Origin of the sequence: Serratia sp. CY33525 (assembly GCF_052169115.1) — a bacterium.
In the GTDB taxonomy this organism is placed as follows: Bacteria; Pseudomonadota; Gammaproteobacteria; order Enterobacterales; family Enterobacteriaceae; genus Serratia; species Serratia sarumanii.
On the sequence record NZ_JBJNLK010000015.1, the window covers coordinates 1 to 22080 of the forward strand.

General features: G+C 62.9%; 13 protein-coding genes. 9 read left to right on the forward strand and 4 right to left on the reverse strand.

What is annotated here, in order from left to right; genetic code table 11:
• Positions 1-44 precede the first annotated feature (44 nt).
• Entirely contained in the window at positions 45-2873 is a 2829-nt protein-coding gene (uvrA, locus tag ACJ8IM_RS23665; RefSeq protein WP_033654708.1) for an excinuclease ABC subunit UvrA, read from the reverse strand.
• A 277-nt stretch (positions 2874-3150) separates the two neighbouring features.
• Between uvrA and ssb1 the strand changes: the two genes are divergently transcribed.
• The gene (gene ssb1, locus ACJ8IM_RS23670; protein ID WP_033654707.1) at positions 3151-3684 is read left to right on the forward strand and encodes a single-stranded DNA-binding protein SSB1; all 534 of its coding nucleotides are present in this window, start codon (positions 3151-3153) and stop codon (positions 3682-3684) included.
• Positions 3685-3746: 62 nt separating this feature from the next.
• Here the strand turns inward: ssb1 and ACJ8IM_RS23675 are convergent, their stop codons facing one another.
• The gene (locus ACJ8IM_RS23675) at positions 3747-4496 is read right to left on the reverse strand and encodes a 3-oxoacyl-ACP reductase family protein (RefSeq protein ID WP_033654706.1); all 750 of its coding nucleotides are present in this window, start codon (positions 4494-4496) and stop codon (positions 3747-3749) included.
• A 149-nt stretch (positions 4497-4645) separates the two neighbouring features.
• The gene (bhsA, locus tag ACJ8IM_RS23680; protein ID WP_033636189.1) at positions 4646-4906 is read right to left on the reverse strand and encodes a multiple stress resistance protein BhsA; all 261 of its coding nucleotides are present in this window, start codon (positions 4904-4906) and stop codon (positions 4646-4648) included.
• 196 nt (positions 4907-5102) lie between these two features.
• Between bhsA and ACJ8IM_RS23685 the strand changes: the two genes are divergently transcribed.
• The 5 genes from ACJ8IM_RS23685 (at position 5103) to ACJ8IM_RS23705 (ending at position 10206) form a co-directional block, all read left to right on the forward strand.
• Positions 5103-5546, forward strand: coding sequence for a lipocalin-like domain-containing protein (locus tag ACJ8IM_RS23685; protein WP_033636188.1), 444 nt, complete (start codon positions 5103-5105; stop codon positions 5544-5546).
• Positions 5543-6211: a glutathione S-transferase family protein gene (locus ACJ8IM_RS23690; protein ID WP_033649718.1), complete on the forward strand. Its 669-nt coding sequence runs from the start codon at positions 5543-5545 to the stop codon at positions 6209-6211. Before ACJ8IM_RS23685 ends, ACJ8IM_RS23690 begins: the two co-directional genes overlap by 4 nt.
• Positions 6212-6258: 47 nt before the next feature.
• Entirely contained in the window at positions 6259-6666 is a 408-nt protein-coding gene (locus ACJ8IM_RS23695) for a VOC family protein (RefSeq protein ID WP_033649719.1), read from the forward strand.
• Positions 6667-6998: 332 nt separating this feature from the next.
• Positions 6999-8360, forward strand: a complete 1362-nt coding sequence (locus ACJ8IM_RS23700) for an NCS2 family permease (RefSeq protein ID WP_033636185.1) — start codon at positions 6999-7001, stop codon at positions 8358-8360.
• Between the two features lie 196 nt (positions 8361-8556).
• Positions 8557-10206, forward strand: a complete 1650-nt coding sequence (locus ACJ8IM_RS23705; protein WP_033636184.1) for a Na+/H+ antiporter — start codon at positions 8557-8559, stop codon at positions 10204-10206.
• 66 nt (positions 10207-10272) lie between these two features.
• Here ACJ8IM_RS23705 and ACJ8IM_RS23710 read toward each other — a convergent pair whose 3' ends face one another.
• On the reverse strand, positions 10273-11160 hold the full coding sequence (locus ACJ8IM_RS23710) for a LysR family transcriptional regulator (RefSeq protein WP_025304429.1): 888 nt from the start codon (positions 11158-11160) through the stop codon (positions 10273-10275).
• A gap of 140 nt (positions 11161-11300) precedes the next feature.
• On the opposite strand from ACJ8IM_RS23710, the gene ACJ8IM_RS23715 reads away from it, so the two are divergent.
• The 3 genes from ACJ8IM_RS23715 to ACJ8IM_RS23725 all read left to right on the forward strand — a co-directional run.
• Entirely contained in the window at positions 11301-11723 is a 423-nt protein-coding gene (locus tag ACJ8IM_RS23715; protein ID WP_033654705.1) for a CidA/LrgA family protein, read from the forward strand.
• Complete coding sequence (locus tag ACJ8IM_RS23720) at positions 11716-12405, forward strand: LrgB family protein (protein ID WP_033649720.1); 690 nt, start codon at positions 11716-11718, stop codon at positions 12403-12405. The genes ACJ8IM_RS23715 and ACJ8IM_RS23720 overlap by 8 nt, the downstream gene beginning before the upstream one ends.
• Positions 12406-13017: 612 nt before the next feature.
• On the forward strand, positions 13018-22080 hold a 9063-nt coding region (locus ACJ8IM_RS23725), incomplete at its 3' end, for an amino acid adenylation domain-containing protein (RefSeq protein WP_442516252.1).

Sequence of the window (22080 nt, forward strand, 5' to 3'; positions counted from 1 at the left end):
CCGGCGTGCGGGCCGCCTGAGCGACGGCCCGCACGCCGGCGGCACTACGGCTTCAACAGCGGTTTCAGGAAGCGTGCGGTGTGCGATTTTTCACACTCGGTCACGGTTTCCGGCGTGCCGGCCACCAGGATCTCGCCGCCGCCACTGCCGCCTTCCGGCCCCAGATCGACGATCCAGTCGGCGGTCTTGATCACGTCCAGGTTATGCTCGATGACCACGATGGTGTTGCCCTGATCGCGCAGCTGATGCAGCACCGCCAACAGCTGCTGGATATCGGCGAAGTGCAGGCCGGTGGTCGGTTCGTCGAGGATATACAGCGTCTGGCCGGTGCCGCGCTTCGACAGCTCGCGCGCCAGCTTGACGCGCTGCGCCTCACCGCCGGAGAGCGTGGTGGCCGACTGGCCGAGGCGGATGTAGGACAGCCCGACATCCATCAGGGTCTGCAGCTTGCGCGCCAGCGCCGGCACCGCGTCGAAGAACTCGCGCGCTTCTTCGATGGTCATCTCCAGCACTTCGTGGATGCTCTTGCCCTTGTACTTCACTTCCAGCGTTTCGCGGTTATAGCGCTTGCCCTTGCACTGATCGCACGGCACGTAGATGTCCGGCAGGAAGTGCATCTCAACCTTGATCACCCCGTCGCCCTGGCAGGCTTCACAGCGCCCGCCCTTGACGTTGAAGCTGAAACGGCCCGGCGTATAACCGCGGCTGCGCGATTCCGGCACGCCGGCGAACAGCTCGCGCACCGGGGTAAAAATGCCGGTATAGGTGGCCGGGTTGGAGCGCGGCGTGCGGCCGATCGGGCTCTGATCGATGTCGATCACCTTGTCGAAATGTTCCAGGCCGGTCACTTCGCGGAATGGCGCCGGTTCGGCGATGGTGGCGCCGTTGAGCTGGCGCTGGGCGATCGGGAACAGCGTATCGTTGATCAGCGTCGATTTGCCGGAGCCGGAAACGCCGGTGATGCAGGTAAACAGACCAACCGGCAGCGTCAGCGTCACGTCCTTCAGGTTGTTGCCGCGCGCGCCGCTCAGCTTCAGCACCTTGGTCGGATCGGCCTGCACGCGCTGCGCCGGAATGGCGATCTCGCGCTTGCCGCTGAGGAACTGGCCGGTCAGCGAGTCCGGCTGCGCCATGATGTCGTCGACGGTGCCTTCCGCCACCACTTGGCCGCCGTGTACGCCGGCGCCGGGGCCGATGTCGATCACGTGGTCGGCGGCGCGGATGGCGTCTTCGTCATGCTCCACCACGATCACCGTGTTGCCGAGGTTGCGCAGGTGGATCAGCGTTTCCAGCAGGCGCTCGTTGTCGCGCTGGTGCAGGCCGATCGACGGCTCATCCAGCACGTACATCACGCCCACCAGGCCGGCGCCGATCTGGCTGGCCAAACGAATACGCTGCGCTTCACCGCCGGAGAGCGTCTCCGCCGAGCGGGACAGCGACAGGTAGTTCAGGCCGACGTTCACCAGGAATTTCAGGCGATCGCCGATCTCTTTCAGCACTTTTTCGGCGATCTTGGCGCGTTGGCCGCTGAGCTTCATGTTCTGGAAGAAGGTCATCGCATGGCCGATGCTCAGATCGGAGATCTCCGGCAACGTGGTGTCTTCGACGAACACGTTGCGCGCTTCTTCGCGCAGGCGAGTGCCGTGGCACGAGGCGCAAGGGCGGTTGCTGATGAACTTCGCCAATTCTTCGCGCACCGCGCTGGATTCGGTCTCTTTATAGCGGCGCTCCATGTTGTGCAGCACGCCTTCGAACGGATGACGGCGCACGGTGGTATCACCGCGATCGTTGATGTATTTGAATTCGATCGACTCTTTGCCGGAGCCGCTCAGCACCGCCTTCTGCACGTCGGCGCTCAGGGTGTTGAACGGTGCTTCGACATCGAACTCATAGTGCTCCGCCAGCGAGCGCAGCATCTGGAAGTAATAGAAGTTGCGGCGATCCCAGCCGCGGATCGCGCCGCCGGCCAGCGACAGCTCGGGGTTTTGCACCACGCGATCCGGATCGAAGAACTGCTGCACGCCCAAGCCGTCGCAGGTTGGGCAGGCGCCGGCCGGGTTGTTGAAGGAAAACAGGCGCGGTTCCAGCTCGCGCATGCTGTAGCCGCAGATCGGGCAGGCGAAGTTGGCGGAGAACAGCAGCTCGTCCGCTTTCTCGTCGTCCATATCCGCCACCACCGCAGTGCCGCCGGACAGCTCCAGCGCGGTTTCGAACGATTCGGCCAGGCGCTGCGCCATGTCCTCGCGCACCTTGAACCGGTCGACCACCACTTCGATGGTGTGTTTCTTCTGCAGCTCCAGCTTCGGCGGATCGGACAGATCGCACACTTCACCGTCGATGCGCGCGCGGATATAGCCCTGGGCGGCCAGGTTTTCCAGCGTTTTGGTGTGCTCGCCCTTGCGGTCTTTCACCACCGGCGCCAGCAGCATCAGGCGTTTGCCTTCCGGCTGGCTCAGCACGTTATCGACCATCTGGCTGACGGTTTGCGCCGCCAGCGGCACATGGTGATCCGGGCAGCGCGGCTCGCCGACGCGGGCGAACAGCAGGCGCAGGTAGTCGTGGATTTCGGTGATGGTGCCGACCGTGGATCGCGGGTTGTGCGAGGTGGATTTCTGCTCGATGGAGATCGCCGGCGACAGGCCCTCGATATGATCGACGTCCGGTTTTTCCATCAGCGACAGGAACTGGCGCGCATAGGCGGAGAGCGATTCGACGTAGCGGCGTTGCCCTTCGGCATACAGCGTATCGAAAGCCAGCGATGACTTGCCGGAACCGGACAGGCCGGTGACGACGATCAGTTTGTCACGCGGGATGATCAGGTTGATGTTTTTCAGATTATGGGTTCGAGCACCACGAACTTCGATATTGTCCATTTACACTTCCCGTCTTGATGATACACCGCGCCTGTCGCGATTTTTGCGGGGGATTTTGTGATGGATCTCGCAAAAAACCGGCACAGCCAGGTCGAAACGCATAATTATGACACAAAAAAACCTGAATGAATATCCAGTATGCGAATGCAACAAGGTCGATCGAAAAGACAATTCTGGAATGCAATTCGCACTTATCAACACGGGTGTGGTTTCGCACTCAGCGTGGTAAACTGACGCGTTTATACTGTGTAGAAATCAATCATCGGGAGAAGTGCTCATGGCCAGCAGAGGCGTAAACAAAGTAATTCTGGTCGGGAATCTGGGTCAGGATCCAGAAGTCCGTTACATGCCGAACGGCGGCGCAGTGGCCAACATTACCCTGGCGACCTCCGAAAGCTGGCGTGACAAGGCGACCGGCGAACAGAAAGAGAAGACCGAGTGGCACCGCGTCGTGCTGTTCGGCAAACTGGCCGAAGTGGCGGGCGAATACCTGCGTAAAGGCTCTCAGGTCTACATCGAAGGCTCCCTGCAGACCCGTAAATGGCAGGATCAGAGCGGCCAGGATCGCTACACCACCGAGATCGTGGTTAACGTCGGCGGCACCATGCAGATGCTGGGCGGCCGTCAGGGCGGCGGCGCACCGGCCGGTCAATCTGCCGGCGGCCAGGGCGGTTGGGGCCAGCCTCAGCAGCCACAGGGCGGCAACCAGTTCAGCGGCGGCCAGCAGCAGTCGCGCCCGGCGCAGAACAGCGCTCCGGCGGCCAGCAGCAACGAACCGCCAATGGATTTCGACGACGATATCCCGTTCTGATATCCGGCCGTTTGCAGCCAAAAAAAAGCCCCTTCACGGGGCTTTTTGCATTTCAGGGATGGTTACGCCGAGAAGCCGCCGTCGATGCTCAGGCTGGTGCCGGTGATATAACCCGCCTGCGGGCCGGCGAGGTAGGCGACGAAGCCGGCGATCTCTTCATCTTTGCCGTAGCGGCCGATCGCCATCAGCTGCTTGAGCTGCTCGGCGAACTCACCGGCGTCCGGGTTCATCTCGGTGTCTACCGGGCCGGGCTGCACGTTATTGACGGTGATGCCGCGCGGGCCGAGATCGCGCGCCATGCCTTTGGTCAGGCCGACCAGCGCCGATTTGCTCATCGCATACACCGCCGCGCCGCCGAACGGCACGCGCTCGGCGTTGGTGCTGCCGATGTGAATGATGCGGCCGCCGTCGTTCATGTGGCGCGCCGCTTCCTGGCTGGCGACGAACACGCTGCGCACGTTGACCGCCAGCATGCGATCCAGATCGTCCAGCGCCAGCTCCTCGGTGCTGCCCAGCGTAAACACCCCGGCATTGTTCACCAGAATATCCAAGTTGCCGAACTGGCTGACCGCCTGGCGCACCGCCTGCTGCAGCGCCGCCGCATCGGCGCTGTCGGCCTTGATGGCGAGGGCTTTGCCGCCGGCGGCGGTAACGGCGCTTGCCACCGCTTCGGCGCGATCGGCCGAGGCGGCGTAGGTAAAGGCGACCGCGGCCCCTTCGCTCGCCAACCGTTTCACGATGGCGGCGCCGATGCCGCGTGAGCCGCCCTGGACGAACGCGACTTTGCCATGCAGAGGTTGTGCTGTGGTCATGTTATTTCTCCAAAGTGGGTGAGGGTAAGGCGTTATTCCCAGTATCGGTGAAATGTCTGGCGGCCACTGTTCACAAAGAGCTTTGCCTGCCCACAACGAGAAAAGCCCCTTGCGGGGCTTCTTTCTTCCGTCGGTTGGCTGTTCGACGATCAGTTGAAGATTTCTGCGGTGCCGTACAGTTTGTTCTGGCCGCCGGCGGCGACGATGCGGTATGAGCTGGCGCCCGACGCAGCGGCTTTGCTGGCCAGTTCGCTTTCCAGCGCGCTCAGGTTGCTGGCGCCGCTAACGGAGACTACGCCGATTTTCTGGGCGTCTGCAGCGGGTTGGCTGGACGGCAGGTCAGCGGCGAAGGTAGCGAAAGAAGCGGTAGCCAGCAGCGCAGCGGTAGCAAAAATTTTGACGTTTTTCATGATGTATTCCTCAGCGTGTTGATTGGATGAGAGCCCGTTGTCTCTCGATGTATTAAATAGTAGTGCGGCAGGCAGGAATAAAAAATCGGAGAGTTTTGAGTATCTCTGTCAAATAAACTGATTGTTTTTTCATCCGCTGGCGCGCGGTAAAAATCGCCACTACCCTTTACAGACGATCCTTAACCGGAGAAGCGTAATGACGGTAAACGCATTTATCGGCAGCTGGGCGCTGGTGTCCTCGGCATTTGAGAACCAGGACGGCGAGCTGAATTACCCGCTGGGCGAGCAGGTGCTGGGGCGTATCCACTATGAGGCCAACGGCACGATGGCGGCGCAGCTGTACAGCGCCGTGCGGCCGCGTTTCGCCGCCGACGATTTGGCGCAGGGATCCGAGCGGGAGATCCGCGCCGCCTTCATCAATATGATTTGCTACTTCGGCCGCTATCAGGTGGAGGAAAGCGAGCAGCGGGTGGTGCATCAGGTCGAAGGCTGCTCGTTCCCCAACTGGGTAGGCAGCCGTCAGGTGCGTTTTTACGCTTTCAGCGGCGATCGGCTGACGTTGCGCACGGTGCCCTTGCAGCTCGGCAACGGCGTGCAGGTGGGCGAACTGGTGTGGCAGCGGACAGGAGCTTCTTTATGATCATTGTTCATCATCTCAATCATTCGCGCTCGCAGCGCATTCTGTGGTTTCTGGAAGAGCTGGGCGTGCCCTATCAGGTGCAACGCTACGAACGCGATCCGCAGACCATGCTGGCGCCGGCGGCGCTGAAAAAGATCCACCCGCTGGGCAAATCACCGGTGATCGTCGACGGCGATCTGACGCTGGCGGAATCCGGCGCCATCATCGAATACCTGCAGGAAGCCTATGACGCGCAAGGGATGTTCATGCCGACCGACTTCCACGCGCGCCAGCAATACCGCTACTGGCTGCACTACGCCGAAGGATCGCTGATGCCGCTGTTGGTGATGAAACTGGTGTTCAGCCGCCTCGGCCAGCCGCCGATCCCCTGGCTGCTGCGGCCGGTGGCCGGCGCGATCGGCAAGGGCGTGCAGCGCGAATATCTCGACAAGCAGATCGCGCCGCACTGCGAGTATCTCGAGCAGCACCTGAACAAGGGCAGCTGGTTCGTCGGCAACGACTTCAGCGCGGCGGACATACAGATGAGCTTCCCGCTGGAGGCGATGGCGGCGCGCGGCGCGTTGGATGATTGCCCGAAACTGCGCGGCTTTCTGCAGCGCATTCACGCCCGGCCCGCCTACCAGCGGGCGTTGGAGCAGGGCGGCCCTTACGACCTGCTGAGTTAACCGGATGGGCTATACTCGATGGGGTCATTCTTCATCGGAGGTAGCCCATGGCTACGCAAATCTTCGTTAACCTGCCCGTACGCGATCTGCCCGCCTCGATGGCGTTTTTCACCCGCCTGGGTTTCACTTTCAACCCGCAATTTACCGATGACACCGCCGCGTGCATGGTGGTCAGCGACACGATTTACGTGATGCTGCTGACCCATGACAAATTCAGGGGGTTTACCCCGAACCCGATCGGCGACGCCAAACAGGCCACCGAAGTGCTGGTGTGCCTGTCGCAGCCCAGCCGGGCGGCGGTGGACGAACTGGTGCGCAAGGCGGTCGCCGGCGGCGGCAACACCTACCACCCGCCGCGGGACTACGGCGTGATGTACGGCCACGGTTTTCAGGATCTGGACGGCCATATCTGGGAGTTGATGTATATGGATCCCGCGGCGGTGCAGGCGCAATAACCCCGCCGTGACGGAATTCGCCGGGGCGCTCGTCGCCCCGGTTTTATCGTGCAGGCGCCATTTCCGCCGCTTTCTGCATAAATTGCCGCGATCTTTAGTTGATTAGACGCTAGGGAAGGCAGGATAATCGTTTGCCTTGAATAAACCACCATAAATCACCCGTACCGCGCGCTGCGAGTTAAACGTTTGCCTTGGTGCGCATCGCCGTTGGCGCTGCGACGGAAGGGCATGGATGCGGAACGTGACGTAAACGATTACGTGACGATCGGGCGCGGGCGAGATTACAGGCCTGCTGCGACGGGCCGATTCATGAAACACAGGGGAAGTAACCTATGTCGAACTCTCAAGCGAACCACGCCGCAAAACCAACCGGCGGGCTTGATGGCTATTTTAAAATTTCCGCGCGCGGCAGCAGCGTGCGCCAGGAGGTGGTGGCGGGGCTGACCACCTTCCTGGCGATGGTGTACTCGGTGATCGTGGTGCCGAGCATGCTGGGCAAAGCGGGCTTCCCGCCGGCGGCGGTGTTTGTCTCCACCTGCCTGGTGGCCGGTCTGGGCTCGCTGCTGATGGGGCTGTGGGCTAACCTGCCGATGGCGATCGGCTGTGCGATCTCGTTGACCGCCTTCACCGCCTTCAGCCTGGTGCTGGGCCAGCACATTAGCATTCCGGTGGCGCTGGGCGCGGTGTTCCTGATGGGCGTACTGTTTACCGTCATCTCGGTCACCGGTATCCGCGCCTGGATCCTGCGCAACCTGCCGATGGGCGTGGCGCACGGCACCGGCATCGGTATCGGTCTGTTCCTGCTGCTGATCGCCGCCAACGGCGTCGGCCTGGTGGTGAAGAATCCGCTGGATGGCCTGCCGGTGGCGCTCGGTGCGTTCACCTCCTTCCCGGTGGTAATGACGCTGGTCGGCCTGGCGGTGATCTTCGGCCTGGAAAAACTGCGCGTGCCCGGCGGCATTTTGCTGGTGATCATCGCCATTTCCATCATCGGCCTGATCTTCGACCCGGCGGTGAAATACCAGGGGCTGTTCGCCATGCCGAGCCTGGCGGACGCGGACGGCAAATCGTTGATCTTCAGCCTGGATATCATGGGCGCGTTGCAGCCGGTGGTGTTGCCGAGCGTGCTGGCGCTGGTGATGACCGCAGTGTTCGACGCCACCGGCACCATCCGCGCGGTGGCCGGGCAGGCCAACCTGCTGGATAAAGACGGGCAGATCATCAACGGCGGCAAGGCGCTGACCTCGGATTCCCTGAGCAGCATCTTCTCCGGCCTGGTGGGCGCCGCGCCCGCCGCGGTCTACATCGAATCCGCCGCCGGCACCGCCGCGGGCGGCAAGACCGGCCTGACCGCCACCGTGGTCGGCATCCTGTTCCTGCTGATCCTGTTCCTGTCGCCGCTGGCCTATCTGGTGCCGGTCTATGCCACCGCACCGGCGCTGATGTACGTCGGCCTGCTGATGCTGAGCAACGTCACCAAGCTGGACTTCAACGACTTCGTCGACGCGATGGCCGGCCTGCTGTGCGCGGTGTTCATCGTGCTGACCTGCAATATCGTTACCGGCATCATGCTGGGCTTCAGCTCGCTGGTCATCGGCCGCATCTTCTCCGGCGAATGGCGCAAGCTGAACATCGGCACCGTGCTGATCGCCGTGGCGCTGGTGGCGTTCTACGCCGGCGGCTGGGCGATTTAAGCCCTCGGGTTTCCCTCGCCCGGCGGGCGGGGGAAGCTGTCACGGCAATTCCCTTCTTAAGATAAGTCTTCTTCTGCTCTGCACCGCGTTTTGAAAGGCACAACAAGCTTTAACGGCTGTAAAAAAAGTGATCTACTATCGGGACCAACGCAGGCCCTGAGCCGATGTCGTCTGAATCGTAGAGTCTAAGGAAAGCATGGAAATCTTTTTTACAATCCTCATTTTGATCCTGGTGGTCTCCCTGTCCGGGGTGGTGACGCGCATGTTGCCGTTCCAGGTGCCGCTGCCGCTGATGCAAATCGCCATCGGGGCCCTGTTGGCCTGGCCGCATTTCGGGCTGCACGTCGACTTTGATCCCGAACTGTTCCTGGTGCTGTTCATCCCGCCGCTGCTGTTCGCCGACGGCTGGAAAACGCCGACGCGCGAATTCCTGCACCACGGGCGTGAAATTCTCGGCCTGGCGCTGGTGCTGGTGCTGATCACCGTGGTCGGTGTCGGTTATCTGATCTACGCCATGGTGCCGGGCATTCCGCTGGTGGCGGCCTTCGCGCTGGCGGCGGTGCTGTCGCCGACCGATGCCGTGGCGCTGTCCGGCATCGTCGGCAAAGGGCGCATTCCCAAGCCGATCATGGGCGTGCTCGAAGGCGAGGCGCTGATGAACGACGCCTCCGGCCTGGTGTCGCTCAAGTTCGCCATCGCGGTGGCGATGGGCACCATGGTGTTCACCGTGGGCGGCGCAACCCTCGAGTTTCTCAAAGTGGCGATCGGCGGCCTGCTGGCCGGCGTGGCGGTCACCTGGACCTACAGTAAATCGCTGCGGGTGATGAGCCGCTGGAGCGGCGACGATCCGGCGACCCAGATCGTGTTCCTGCTGCTGCTGCCGTTCGCTTCTTATCTGATCGCCGAACATATCGGCGTTTCCGGCATCCTGGCGGCGGTAGCGGCGGGGATGACCATCAGCCAGTCCGGCGTGATCCGCAACGCGCCGCTGGCGATGCGCCTGCGCGCCAACAGCGTATGGGCGATGCTGGAATTCGTATTCAACGGCATGGTATTCATCATGTTGGGCCTGCAGCTGCCGGGCATTCTTGAGACCTCCATCCTGCAGGCGGAGCTGGATCCGACCATCCAGACCTGGTACCTGTTCGCCGACGTGGCCACCATCTACGCCGCGCTGCTGGTGCTGCGTTTCACCTGGCTGTGGGTAATGAAGAAGGCCAGCAACCGCTTTATGAAAAAGCGCCCGCTGCAGTTCGGCGATTACAGCACGCGTGAGCTGTGGGTGGCGTCGTTCGCCGGGGTGCGCGGGGCGATTACCCTGGCCGGTGTGCTGTCGATACCGCTGTTGCTGAGCGACGGCACCGCCTTCCCGGCACGCTATCAGCTGGTGTTTATCGCCGCCGGGGTGATCCTGCTGTCGTTGATCGTCGGCGTGCTGGCATTGCCGCTGCTGCTGCGCGGCGTGCAGGTGGCCGACAAGAGCGCCAGCAAGCAGGAAGAACGCATGGCGATCGCCATGGCGGCCGAAGTGGCGATCGAGAGCGTGAATAAAATGGAAGAGCGCCTGGTTGCCGATACCGAAGAGAACCTCGATCCGCAGGTGTTGAAAGAGGTCAGCTCGCGGGTGACGGGCATGCTGCGGCGGCGTATCGCCTCGAAAGACGACATCGAGAATGCGCTGGCGATGGAAAACCTCGAGCGGCGTTTCCGCCTGACGGCGCTGCGCGCCGAGCGCGGCGAGCTGTACCATCTGCGCGCCACGCAGAAAATCAGCAACGAGACGCTGCAAAAACTGCTGCACGATCTCGACTTGCTCGAAGCGCTGCTGATCGAGCGCGAAGGCTAAACATCAGACGAGGAATTAACGTTATTTCTGTCCCGAAGGGCCGCCTGTGCGGCCCTTGTTTTTTGGCTACTTGAGCGGCGGCCAGTAGTCGCGGCAGCAGGCGATCCAGGCCTGCGCGCTGTGCGACAGGTAGCTGCCCTGGCGCCAGATCAGCCCGATTTTCCACTCCATGCGTGGCTCCAGCGGCAGCCAGACCAGGTTTTCCTTGTCCAGCCAGCGGCAGACCGGCTCCGGCAGCATGGCGATGCCCACGCCGGCCTGCACCATCGAGGCGAGGAAGTCCCATTGGCCGCTGCGCACCGCGATTTGCGGTTCAAAACCGGCCTGGCGAAACGCCTTCATCAGCATCTTGTACAGCGCAAAGTCTTCGTTATAAATCAGGATCGGGCTGTCGGCCAATTCGGCGATATTGATGCGGGTGCGGTTGAGCCACTGCGGCGTGCGCGGCGCCACCACGCACATCGGGTGGCCCAGCAGCGGCAGAAAGGTCAGCGGCTGTTCCGAATCGAAGGGCAGCACCGTCATCGCCAGATCCAGTTCGCCGGACATCACCGCCTGTTCGACCGACAGCCCGCCCAGCTCGGAAATTTTCAATTCGATGCCGGGATAGGTCTGGCGAAAGCGGCGGATCAGATCGGCGATCTGCCTGCCCACCATCGGCGGAATGCCCAGCCGCAGCACGCCTTTTTTCACCGAGCTGATGTCTTCCAGCTCCGCCTCCAACTGGCGGAATTCGTCGAGGATCGTCAGGCCGCGCTGATACACCGCCTGGCCGCTGTCGGTCAGGCGCAGCTTGCGGCCTTCGCGGATCAGCAGCGTGCATTCCAGCTCCTCTTCCAGATGCCGCAGCATCTTGCTGATGGTGGGCTGGGTGACGAACAGTTTTTCTGCGGCGCGGGTGAAGCTTTGCTGGCGCACCACTTCAACGAAGTAGCGCAGGGTGCGGACATCCACGTTAGGGGCCTCCTTGAGGGCGCTACCGGCGGGAAACTATTCCCGGCCGGCATGATGTCGATAATTTTAATTCATTTCAGGCGTGGTTTCCCGGCTGCGTATACTGTAGGCCGTCAATTTATTGTTTGAGGTCATCTTTCATGTCTCTGGCGTTACGCCGCGTTGCCCCCTCCCTGCTGACCCGTTTGCAGGTGCCGATTCAGGTGGCGTTCTATGCGGCGCTGTTCCTGATCGCCGATCGCCTGGTGCAACAATTCCACCTGCCGCTCCCCGCCAATATCGTCGGCATGCTGATGCTGCTGGCGCTGATCCTGCTGCGCATTCTGCCGCTGAGCTGGGTCAAGGCCGGTTCCCGCTGGCTGCTGGCGGAAATGCTGCTGTTCTTCGTGCCGGCGGTGGTGGCGGTGGTCAACTATGCTCAGCTGCTGATGGTCGAGGGCTGGAAGATCTTTCTGGTGATCGCGGTCAGCACCATGCTGACGCTGGGCGCTACCGGGCTGGTGGTGGACAGGGTGTATCGGCTGGAGATTTGGCTACAGCGGCGGAAGCAGCGTCATGAATGATTTTATCCTCAGCCTGGCCTGCTTTCTGGCGACGCTGGCGCTTTACTTCGCCAACAAGAAACTGTACCGCCGCCGCCGCACGTTACTGCTGATGCCGCTGGTGCTGACGCCGATGATCCTGGTGCTGCTGCTGGTGGTCACCCACATCTCCTATCAGGACTATATCGGCGAAACCCACTGGCTGCTGTGGCTGCTGGGGCCGGCGACCATCGCCTTCGCGGTGCCGGTGTACGAGAACCTGCATATCATCCGCCGCCACTGGCTGTCGCTGGCCGCCGGCGTAACGACGGCGGTGCTGGTGGCGGTGTATAGCTCGGTGTGGCTGGCGCGCCTGCTGACGCTGCCGGAAGAGGTGCAGCGCAGCCTGGCGGTGCGTTCGATCACCACGCCGTTCGCGCTGGAGGCCGCCAAACAGATGGGCGGGCAGCCGGATCTGGTGGCGCTGTTCGTGGTGATCACCGGGGTGTTCGGCATGGCGGTGGGCGACATTCTGTTTCTGCGGCTGGCGGTGCGCAGCCGCCTGGCGAAGGGAGCCGGGTTTGGCGCCTCGTCGCACGGTGCCGGCACCGCCCGCGCTTATGAACTGGGGCCGCAGGAGGGCGTGGTGTCGAGCCTGGTGATGATGTTGGCCGGCATTATCACGGTGGTGGCCGCGCCGCTGATCGGCCGGCTGATGTGGTAAGACCTCTCGGGGCGGGCTCTGCCGCCCCGTTTTACGTTGTCTGGCATTGGGAACGATGCCGTTGATTGACGCCCGAAAAAACGAAGAAATTTTTCAGCATAATTTTTCCCATCGTTATAACAAAAAACGATAGATGCGCCGCGAGCAAAATTGCCGTTCATTTTAAATGCCAATGAATTAATTAAATAATAAATTATTATCATAAAAACAATAAAGTATAACTTATTGATATGGAGAGGCTCTTATCGTAAGCATTGCTGCACATTAACTGCGGTGAATAATACAAAAGAATATGAGTTCCTCTCTAATTATCTCAGATTAATACAAGCGGAATACGCTCGTCATCCCTGAGTAATATCGGGGAAATAAAATAGTCATTTATTCCCTTTCGCACATTTAGCCAAAAAAAATATCCTCTCCTATACTTCACAGCTCAACAAATTGAGGCACAGGGGGAACCTCTGGATTAACCATTTCATCCTTTCTTAGTTGGGGGGAGACCCAACTTTTCTACGGTTTTTTTATTCTGACCTGAACTGTCGGACGGCCAGGCTTTGCCTAAATCCGGACGGTCCCTTTCATTAACGTAATGAAAACGTGCTAGAGAATATTATGAACAAACAAACTGATGTGAAGAGTGGGGAACTCCGTACGGGTGCTCAGGCCGCGGCGGAGAAAGTCGAACTGCATGAAATGACTATCGCCCAGCGTGAACTCTGGCTGGGGGAAAATATTTCCAAAGAGTTGTCGTTCAATATCTGGGGCTATGGGCAGGTTGACGGGCCTCTCGACGTTAAGCTGCTGCGGCAAGCCATCGATGCTATCGTCGAAGAAACGCCGGCTCTGCAAGCGCATTTTGTGGAAAAAGACGGTGAGCTTTATCAATACCGCGCGCCACGCACACATGAGCCGCTGTTCACACTCGATCTCAGTAAGGAACCCGATCCCCTGCAGGCGGCCAGACGCTGGATGGTGGCGGATGCGGCGCTGCCGCGCCGCGCCACGGGAGAGGAACCTTTTAGTTTTTATGTGATTACGCTCGCTCCGCAGCGCTATGTCCTCTATCGGCGTTTCCACCATATGATCACCGACGGCCGCAGTGCCGAGGAAGTGATGCGGCGCATCGCGGCTTACTATAACGCGCTGGCGTCCGGCGGCGTCATCCCTGAATTCGCCAACTGCAATTTCTCTCTGCTTTATGAAAACGACATCAAATACCGCGACTCCTCACGCTTTTCTTCCGATCAGGCTTTTTGGCGGGAATATACTGCCGCTGCGCCGCAGAGTTTGTCGCGTAGAGCCATATTGACCCCGGACGCCGCGATGAACCGCAACACGCAGCTGCTGGAAAAAGAGGCATTGGATCAGCTGCAGCAACAAGCTGACAATATCGGCGTACACCGCGCACATATATTGGCCGCCACCGTAGCATTATGTTTCTACAGCCTGACCGGCAGTGAATATCTTAATTTCAGCATGCCGGTGACCGGAACGAGAGAGCGAAACAGTATTGGTATGACCTCTAACGTTGTCCCTTTGATTATCAAGGTTGAACCCCAGCTGAGTCTGGCCGAATTTATCCAAAAGGTCGCGGCCGAAATAGCAAAAGTGGTTCGTCATCAATTATATCGTGGGGAGGACATTCGGCGTGACAATGGCGCGACGGATTCCGCCTGGTTTGGCCCTTCAATTAACATTGTTTCTTTCGACCACGGCGATCCTTTCTGGGGATGCCGCACCCGTTGGTATTATGGCGGGAATATTCCGTCCGGCGATCTACAGATTATGCTGTATGAAGACCAGCAGGCGAATGAGCTGGACGTCACTTTTTCTGACGCCGATTATGCAAATTCATTAGGCGATCTGGATGTTTTGCAGCGCCGTTTCCAGTTTATTTTACGGGCGCTGAACGCATCAACGGCGGGGACGATCGAGGCGTTGGATCGGCAAGTGGCGGCGCTGGCGGATGCCGAGGCCGGCGGCAGCTTTTACACCAACCGTCGGCAACCGCCTGCCGGCGGCATCATTCGTTGGGATCGCCCGGCTGAGGCGCTGCAGCGCCTGGTGAGCTCGCTGAGCCATGGCGCGGGATGCGCGGCGAAGATGCTGCTGGCGGAGCGCGTGTTGGGCGTGACGGCGCTGCAGGCGGTGAGCGATGAGCGGCAGGCCGAACCCGGTACCCTGCTGCACGTCGAGGCCGACGGCTGGGTAATTGCCGCGAACCCCGGCGTGGTGCGCGTTGGGCCGTTCTTGCGCGCCGACGGCTCGGCTCAGCCAGGCGATGCGCTGGCGCAGGCCTGCGGCCTGTCTGTCGGCTCGGTCTTGCCGACGATTAACGCTGCCGAAGCCTCGCTGTTAGGCGCGGCGTATGGCGCCAGCGCCGATAGCGCCGCTTTTTGGCAACCGCGCCTGACGCGTTATTATCCGGCGCCGTTCCCGCCGGGGCCTGGCCGCCAGGCGGATCTTCCCGCACGCTGGCAGGCGACGGCCTGGCAGCGCCTGGAAAAAATTGCCGGCGAGCAGGTGCTGGCGGCAGCAACCCTTTATCTGGCGCGCATGTGCAATGAAACCGATTTTCAGCTGGGGTGGATCACCCCGGACGATCGGAATTGGGGGCGTTGGGCTCACCTGAGCGCGCGCGTGCTGCCGCTGCAGGTCTCTGTTGATCACACCGGCAATTTCCAGCAGGCGTTGGCCGCGCTGGAACAGGAATATAGCCAGCTGCGCGCTCATGCCGATTATCATCCCGCGTTGCTGACGCGCGATGCGGACCTGCGAGCGTCTCAGACTTGGCCGACGGCGGTATCGATCGTCAGCCGGCGCTCGGCGCAGGGGTTGCAGCCTGAAGACGAGGGGGTTGCCGCCATCATGGCTTCCGGCTCGCGCGCGGTATTGCAAATCTGCAAGGCTGACGGCGCTTTCCGTTGGGTCTACGACGCCGCCTCCGTGGCTGACGAGCAGATGTTGCGGGCGACGCAACATCTGCTGATGCTGCTCAACGACGCGGTGAGGGCGGGTTCTCATCGTCGCACCGTCGGCGAACTCAGTCTGGTTTCCGAGGAAGAACGCGCGCAGTTGCTGCAGGGCCTCAACCACACCGTCGCTTCACATTCGCCGACGGCCTGTCTGCACCGGTTGTTCGAAGCACAGGTCAAACGGACGCCGGAGGCGATCGCGGTGACGTATGGCGATGACAGCCTGACCTACGCGGAATTGAATACCCAGTCGAACCGTTGGGCCCATCGGCTGGTACAGCTTGGCGTGCAGCCGGACAGCCTGGTGGCGCTGTGTGCCGGGCGCGGGCTGCCGATGCTGGTCGGGCTGCTGGGGATCCTCAAAGCCGGCGGTGCCTATGTGCCGCTGGATCCCGCCTATAGCGGCGAGCGGCTACAGTACATCCTGGCGGACTCAGCGCCGGTGCTGCTGTTGGCGGATGAGCTCGGCCGACAAGCGCTGGGTGACTGCGAGGTGCCGGTGCTGGCGCTGGAACAGCCACTGACGGGAGAAAGCGACGATCTGCAGGACGTCGGGGTGCGCCCGGCGCACCTGGCATATGTGATTTATACCTCCGGCTCGACCGGCAAACCCAAAGGGGTGATGGTGGAGCACCGGCAGGTCGCGCGGTTGTTCAGCGCGACGAACGCCTGGTTCAACTTCAGCGCCGCTGACAGGTGGTGCCTGTTCCACTCATTCGCCTTCGACTTCTCGGTCTGGGAGGTCTGGGGCGCCTGGCTGTATGGCGGCCAGCTGTTCATCGTACCGCAGGCGATCGCCCGCTCGGCGCCGGATTTTTATCATTTCGTCTGCCGCAGCGGCATCACGGTATTGAACCAGACGCCGAGCGCCTTCAAAGCCTTTATCCAGGCTCAGGCGCACAGCGAAGCGCGCCAGCAGCTACGCGAGATCGTGTTCGGTGGCGAAATGCTGAAGCCTTGCGATCTTGCGCCGTGGTTTGCTCGTCCAGAGAACCGGCAGACACGGTTGATCAACATGTACGGTATCACCGAGACCACGGTGCATGTGACTTATCGGCCGCTGTCGGCGCAGGATACGGCGATCACCACCAGTCCGATCGGCAGCCGCATCCCGGATTTGCGCTTGTATCTGCTGGGCGCCGACGGCGAACCGGTGCCAATGGGGGCGATCGGCGAACTGTACGTCGGCGGCGAAGGGGTGGCGCGGGGTTACCTGAACCGGCCCGAATTGACGGCGGAACGTTTTCTCGATGATCCTTTCAACCGGGCGCCGGGTGCGCGCATGTATCGTACCGGCGATCTGGCGCGCTATCTGCCGGGTGGCGATATCGAATACCTGGGGCGCAATGACCAGCAGGTAAAAATCCGCGGTTTCCGTATCGAATGCGGCGAGGTGGAGGCTCAGCTGAGTACCGATCCGCGCGTGCGCAGCGTAGCCGTGGACGCGATTGACGATGGCGACGGGGGCAAGCGACTGGTGGCGTGGGTGGTTCCGGCACCGGAAGCCGAACGCGCTACGCTGGCGACCGGGCTGCGTCAGCATCTGCAGGCGCGGCTGCCGGATTATATGGTGCCGGTGGCTTACGTTTGGCTGGAGGCGTTGCCGCTGACCGGCAACGGCAAATTGGACAAGCGGGCTCTGCCGGTGCCGCAGGTCGACGCCTATGTGCGTGAAGCCTATGCGCCGCCGCAGGGCGAGGCAGAAAACCTGCTGGCGGCAATCTGGCGCGAGCTGCTGGGCGTAGAGCGCGTCGGTCGCTATGACCACTTTTTCGAACTGGGCGGGCATTCGCTGATGGCGGTGCGCCTGGCTAACCGCGTGCAACAGGCCGGATGGCAGTTACCGTTGCAGGCGCTGTTCGCCAGCCCGGTACTGCACGTGCTGGCGCAGGCGCTGGAAGTTGCGCCGGCTCAGGAACCGCTGCCGATACTGCCGGTGGCGCGCGACGGCGATTTGCCCCTGTCGTTCGCCCAGCAACGCCTGTGGTTCCTGACCCAGTTGGAGGGGATGAGCGAAACCTACCATATCCCCCTGGCGCTGCGGCTGCACGGCCGGTTGGACCGGCAGGCGCTGCAACATAGTCTGGATGCGCTCTATGCGCGTCACGAATCGCTGCGTAGCCGGTTCATCACCCGGGAAGATCGGCCACAGGTGCAGATTTTGCCGGCAAACGGGCTGCCGCTTGCGTTCCACGATCTGCGACGTCACCCCGCGCAAGCCGACACGCTGTGCCGTCAGGCGGCCACTCAACCGTTTGATTTGACGCAGGGGCCGCTGGTGCGCGCCGCGCTGATCCGCCTGGCGGATGAGGAGCACCTGTTCCTGCTCACCTGTCATCACATCGTCTCCGACGGTTGGTCGACCGGCATTCTGCTGCGTGAACTGGGGGCGTTGTACGGCGCTTTGCGTCGCGGCGATGCCGATCCGCTGCCGCCGCTGACGCTGCAATACCCGGATTATGCCGCCTGGCAGCGTCGCTATCTGACGCAGGAGCGGTTGGCGGCGCAGGCGCAATACTGGCGCGAAACGCTGATCGGTGCGCCGGCGCTGCTGACGCTGCCGACTGACCGGCCGCGTCCGACGGTGCAGTCTTTCAGCGGCGGGGAGGTGCCGATCGCGATCGACGCCGAGCTGACGCAGGCGCTGCGGCAGTTCAGCCGGCAGCATGGCGGCACGCTGTTCATGACGGTGCTGGCGGCCTGGAGCCTGGTGCTGGCGCGCATGGCCGGGCAGCAGGAGCTGGTGATCGGCACGCCGGAGGCCAACCGTGGCCGGCTGGAAACCGAATCGTTGGTCGGCTTCTTCGTCAGCACGCTGGCGCTGCGTATCGATCTTCGCGACGATCCGGATCTGCCGACGCTGATCGCGCGGATCCGCCACACGGTGCTGACGGCGCAGGAAAATCGCGATCTGCCGTTCGAGCAGGTGGTGGAGCTGGTCAATCCGCCGCGCCACCTGGGCTATACCCCGCTGTTCCAGGTGATGTTGGCCTGGCAGGACGGCTCGGTGCGCGATATTCCGCTGCCTGGGCTGCAGGCCGAGCTGGCCGGGCTGGAATACAGCGCGGCGAAGTTTGATCTGACGCTCGATCTGGCCGATACCGGCGAAGGCATCAGCGGTACGCTGAACTTCGCCACGGCATTGTTCGATCGCGCCACCGCCGAACGCTACGGCGTTTACCTGGTACAGGCGCTGCGGGCGATGACGCTGAATAGCCCACGGTCAGTATCCCATATCGATTTGTTGCCGCTCGCCGAACGGGAGCATCTGCTGCATGGCTGGAACCGCACCGAGCGTGACTACCCGCTGGATCAGACGCTGGCGGCGCTATTCGAGCAGCAGGTGCGCCGCACGCCGCACGCCACCGCGCTGGTGAGCGGCACGGAAAGCCTGAGCTACGCCCAGCTGAACGCCCGCGCCAACCGGCTGGCGCACGCGCTGATAGCGCGCGGCGTCGGCCCGGACAGCCGGGTGGCGGTGTGCGCCGAACGCGGCCTGAACATGGTGACGGCGCTGTTCGGTATCCTCAAGGCCGGCGGCGCCTATGTGCCGCTCGATCCGGCCTATCCGGGCGAACGCCTGCAGTACATCCTGCAGGATGCCGACCCGGTGCTGCTGCTGGCGGACGCCGCCGGCCGGGCGGCGCTGGGCGAGCCTGCGACGCCGCAGCTGGCGCTGGAGGCGGCGTTGCCGGAGACGCTGAGCGCCGAGAACCCGGCACCGCGCGCGCAGGCGTCGCACCTGGCGTACGTGATTTACACCTCGGGCTCGACCGGTAAACCGAAGGGCGCGATGAACGAACACCGTGGGGTGGTCAACCGGCTGGTGTGGATGCAGGAGGCCTACGGCCTGACGGCGGCGGACACGGTGCTGCAAAAAACGCCGTTCGGCTTCGACGTCTCGGTGTGGGAATTCTTCTGGCCGCTGATGGTCGGCGCGCGTCTGGTGATGGCGAAGCCGGAAGGGCACAAGGATCCGGATTACCTGAGCCGCGCCATCGAACAGTATGGCGTCACCACGCTGCACTTCGTGCCGTCGATGCTGCAAAGCTTCCTGGCGGACGGGCAGGCGGCGACGCGCTGCGGGCAGGTGGTGCGGGTGATGTGCAGCGGGGAAGCGCTGCCGGCGGCGCTGGTGGCGGAGTTTTACCGCCGGCTGCCGCAGACGGAGTTGCATAACCTGTATGGGCCGACGGAGGCGGCGGTGGACGTCACCGCCTGGCACTGTTCGCGGGAGGCGGAGCGGGTGTCGGTGCCGATCGGGCGGCCGATCGCCAACACGCGTATCTACCTGCTGGACGAGCGCGGGCAGCCGGTGCCGCTGGGGGCGGTGGGCGAGCTGTATATCGGCGGGGTGCAGGTGGCGCGGGGCTACCTGAACCGGCCTGAACTGACGGCGGAGCGCTTCCTTGCCGATCCGTTCGCGCCGGGCGGGCGGATGTACCGCACCGGCGACGTGGCGCGTTATCTGGCGAACGGCGACATCGAGTACCTGGGGCGCAACGATCAGCAGGTAAAAATCCGCGGCTTCCGCATCGAATGCGGGGAGATAGAGGCGGTGCTGGCGACGCACCCGGCGGTGCGCGAAGCGGTGGTGGATGCACGGGCGGTGGGCGACGACAAACGGCTGGTGGCGTGGGTGGTGCCGGCCGCGGACGTGGCGGAAGAAACGCTGGCGGGCGCGCTGCGGCAGCATGTGAGCGCGGCGCTGCCGGACTATATGGTGCCGTCGGCCTGGGTGGTGGTGGCGGCGTTGCCGCTGTCGCCGAATGGCAAACTGGATCGTCGGGCATTGCCGGAGCCGCAGGGGGCGCAGAGCCAGGCGGCGTACGAAGCGCCGCAGGGTGAACACGAAACGCTGCTGGCGGCGATCTGGCGCGAGCTGCTGAACGTGGAGCGGGTCGGGCGCCACGATAACTTCTTCGAACTGGGGGGCCACTCGCTGCTGGCGGTGAAGTTGATGGCTCAGCTGCGGCGCGCCGGTTGGGGAGCGAACGTGCAGACGCTGTTCTCAACGCCGACGCTGTCGGCGCTGGCGCAGGCGATGAGCGCGCAAGGTGAGGTCGACATACCGGAAAACCGGATTTTACCGGGCGGGGCCTCCATTACGCCGGAGATGTTGCCGCTGGCGACGCTGAGCCAGCCGGAGATCGACACGGTGGTGGCGCAGGTGCCGGGCGGCGTGGCCAACGTACAGGACATCTACGCCTTGTCGCCGCTGCAGGAGGGGATTTTGTTCCACCATCTGCTGGCGGAACGGGGCGACCCGTACCAGCTGTCCGCGGTGCTGCGTTTCGACAGCCGTGCGCGCCTGGACGCCTGGCTGGCGGCGATGCAGCAGGTGATCGATCGCCATGACATTCTGCGCACCGCGTTCATCACGCAGGGCATGTCCTCGCCGGTGCAGGTGGTGTGGCGCAAGGCTGAGCTGGCGCTGAGCGAGCGGCGTTTCGATCCGGCTGACGGCCCGATTTGGCGACAGCTGGCGGCCAGCTTTGATCCGTTGCAGCAGCGGCAGGATCTGACCCGCGCGCCGCTGCTCAACTTTACCGTCACGCCGGAGGAGGACGGCAGCTGGTGCGCCTTGCAGCAGTGGCATCATCTGATTGGCGATCACTCCACGCTGGCCTTCATGGAGCAAGAGATCGGCGAGATCCTCGCCGGCCGTGGGGCACAGTTGGGCGTCGCCCAGCCGTTCCGCAATGCGGTGGCGCAGGCGCGCCTGGCTCTCAGCGAGGCGGAGCACGAAAGCTTCTTCCGCGACATGCTGGCGGATATCCGCGAGCCGGTGCTGCCGTTCGGCCTGAGCGACGTGCACGGCGAAGGGCGGCAAATCGCCTGCCGCTACCAGGCGCTCTCTTCGGCGCTGAACCTGCGGTTGCGGCGACAGGCGCGGCGGCTGGGCGTCAGCCTGGCCAGCCTGTGTCACCTGGCCTGGGCGCAGGTGCTGGCGAGCGTCAGCGGGCGAGACGCGGTCGTGTTCGGCACCGTATTGCTGGGGCGTCTGCAGGGCGGAGAAGGCGCGGAACGGGCATTGGGGTTGTTTATCAACACGTTGCCGCTGCGTCTGGACATCGATCGGCGAGGCGTGGAGACGGCGGCAAGAGAGGCGCACGTGCGGCTGAGCGGGCTGCTGGCGCATGAACATGCGCCGCTGGCATTGGCGCAGCGCTGCAGCGGCGTCAGCCCTGGGGCGCCGCTGTTCAGCGCCTTGCTCAACTATCGCCACAACAACGGCGAAGCAGTGGCGTTGCCGGAAGGCGTCAGCTTGCTGAGCGCCGAAGAGCGCACCAACTATCCGTTCGTGTTATCGGTGGAGGACGGCGGCGATTCGCTGGGCCTGACGGCGCAGGTGACCGAGACGGTCGATGCTCAGCGGGTGTGTGACTATATGGTGCAGGCGCTGAGCTCACTGGCGCAAGCGCTGGAGCAGGCGCCGGAGACGCCGGTGTGTTCACTGGCGGTGGTGCCGGAGGCGGAACGCGAACTGCTGCTGCATGGCTGGAACCGCACCGAGCGTGACTATCCGCTGGATCAGACGCTGGCGGCGCTGTTCGAGCAGCAGGTGCGCCGCACGCCGGACGCCACCGCGCTGGTGAGCGGCACGGAAAGCCTGAGCTACGCCCAGCTGAACGCCCGCGCCAACCGGCTGGCGCACGCGCTGATAGCGCGCGGCGTCGGCCCGGACAGCCGGGTGGCG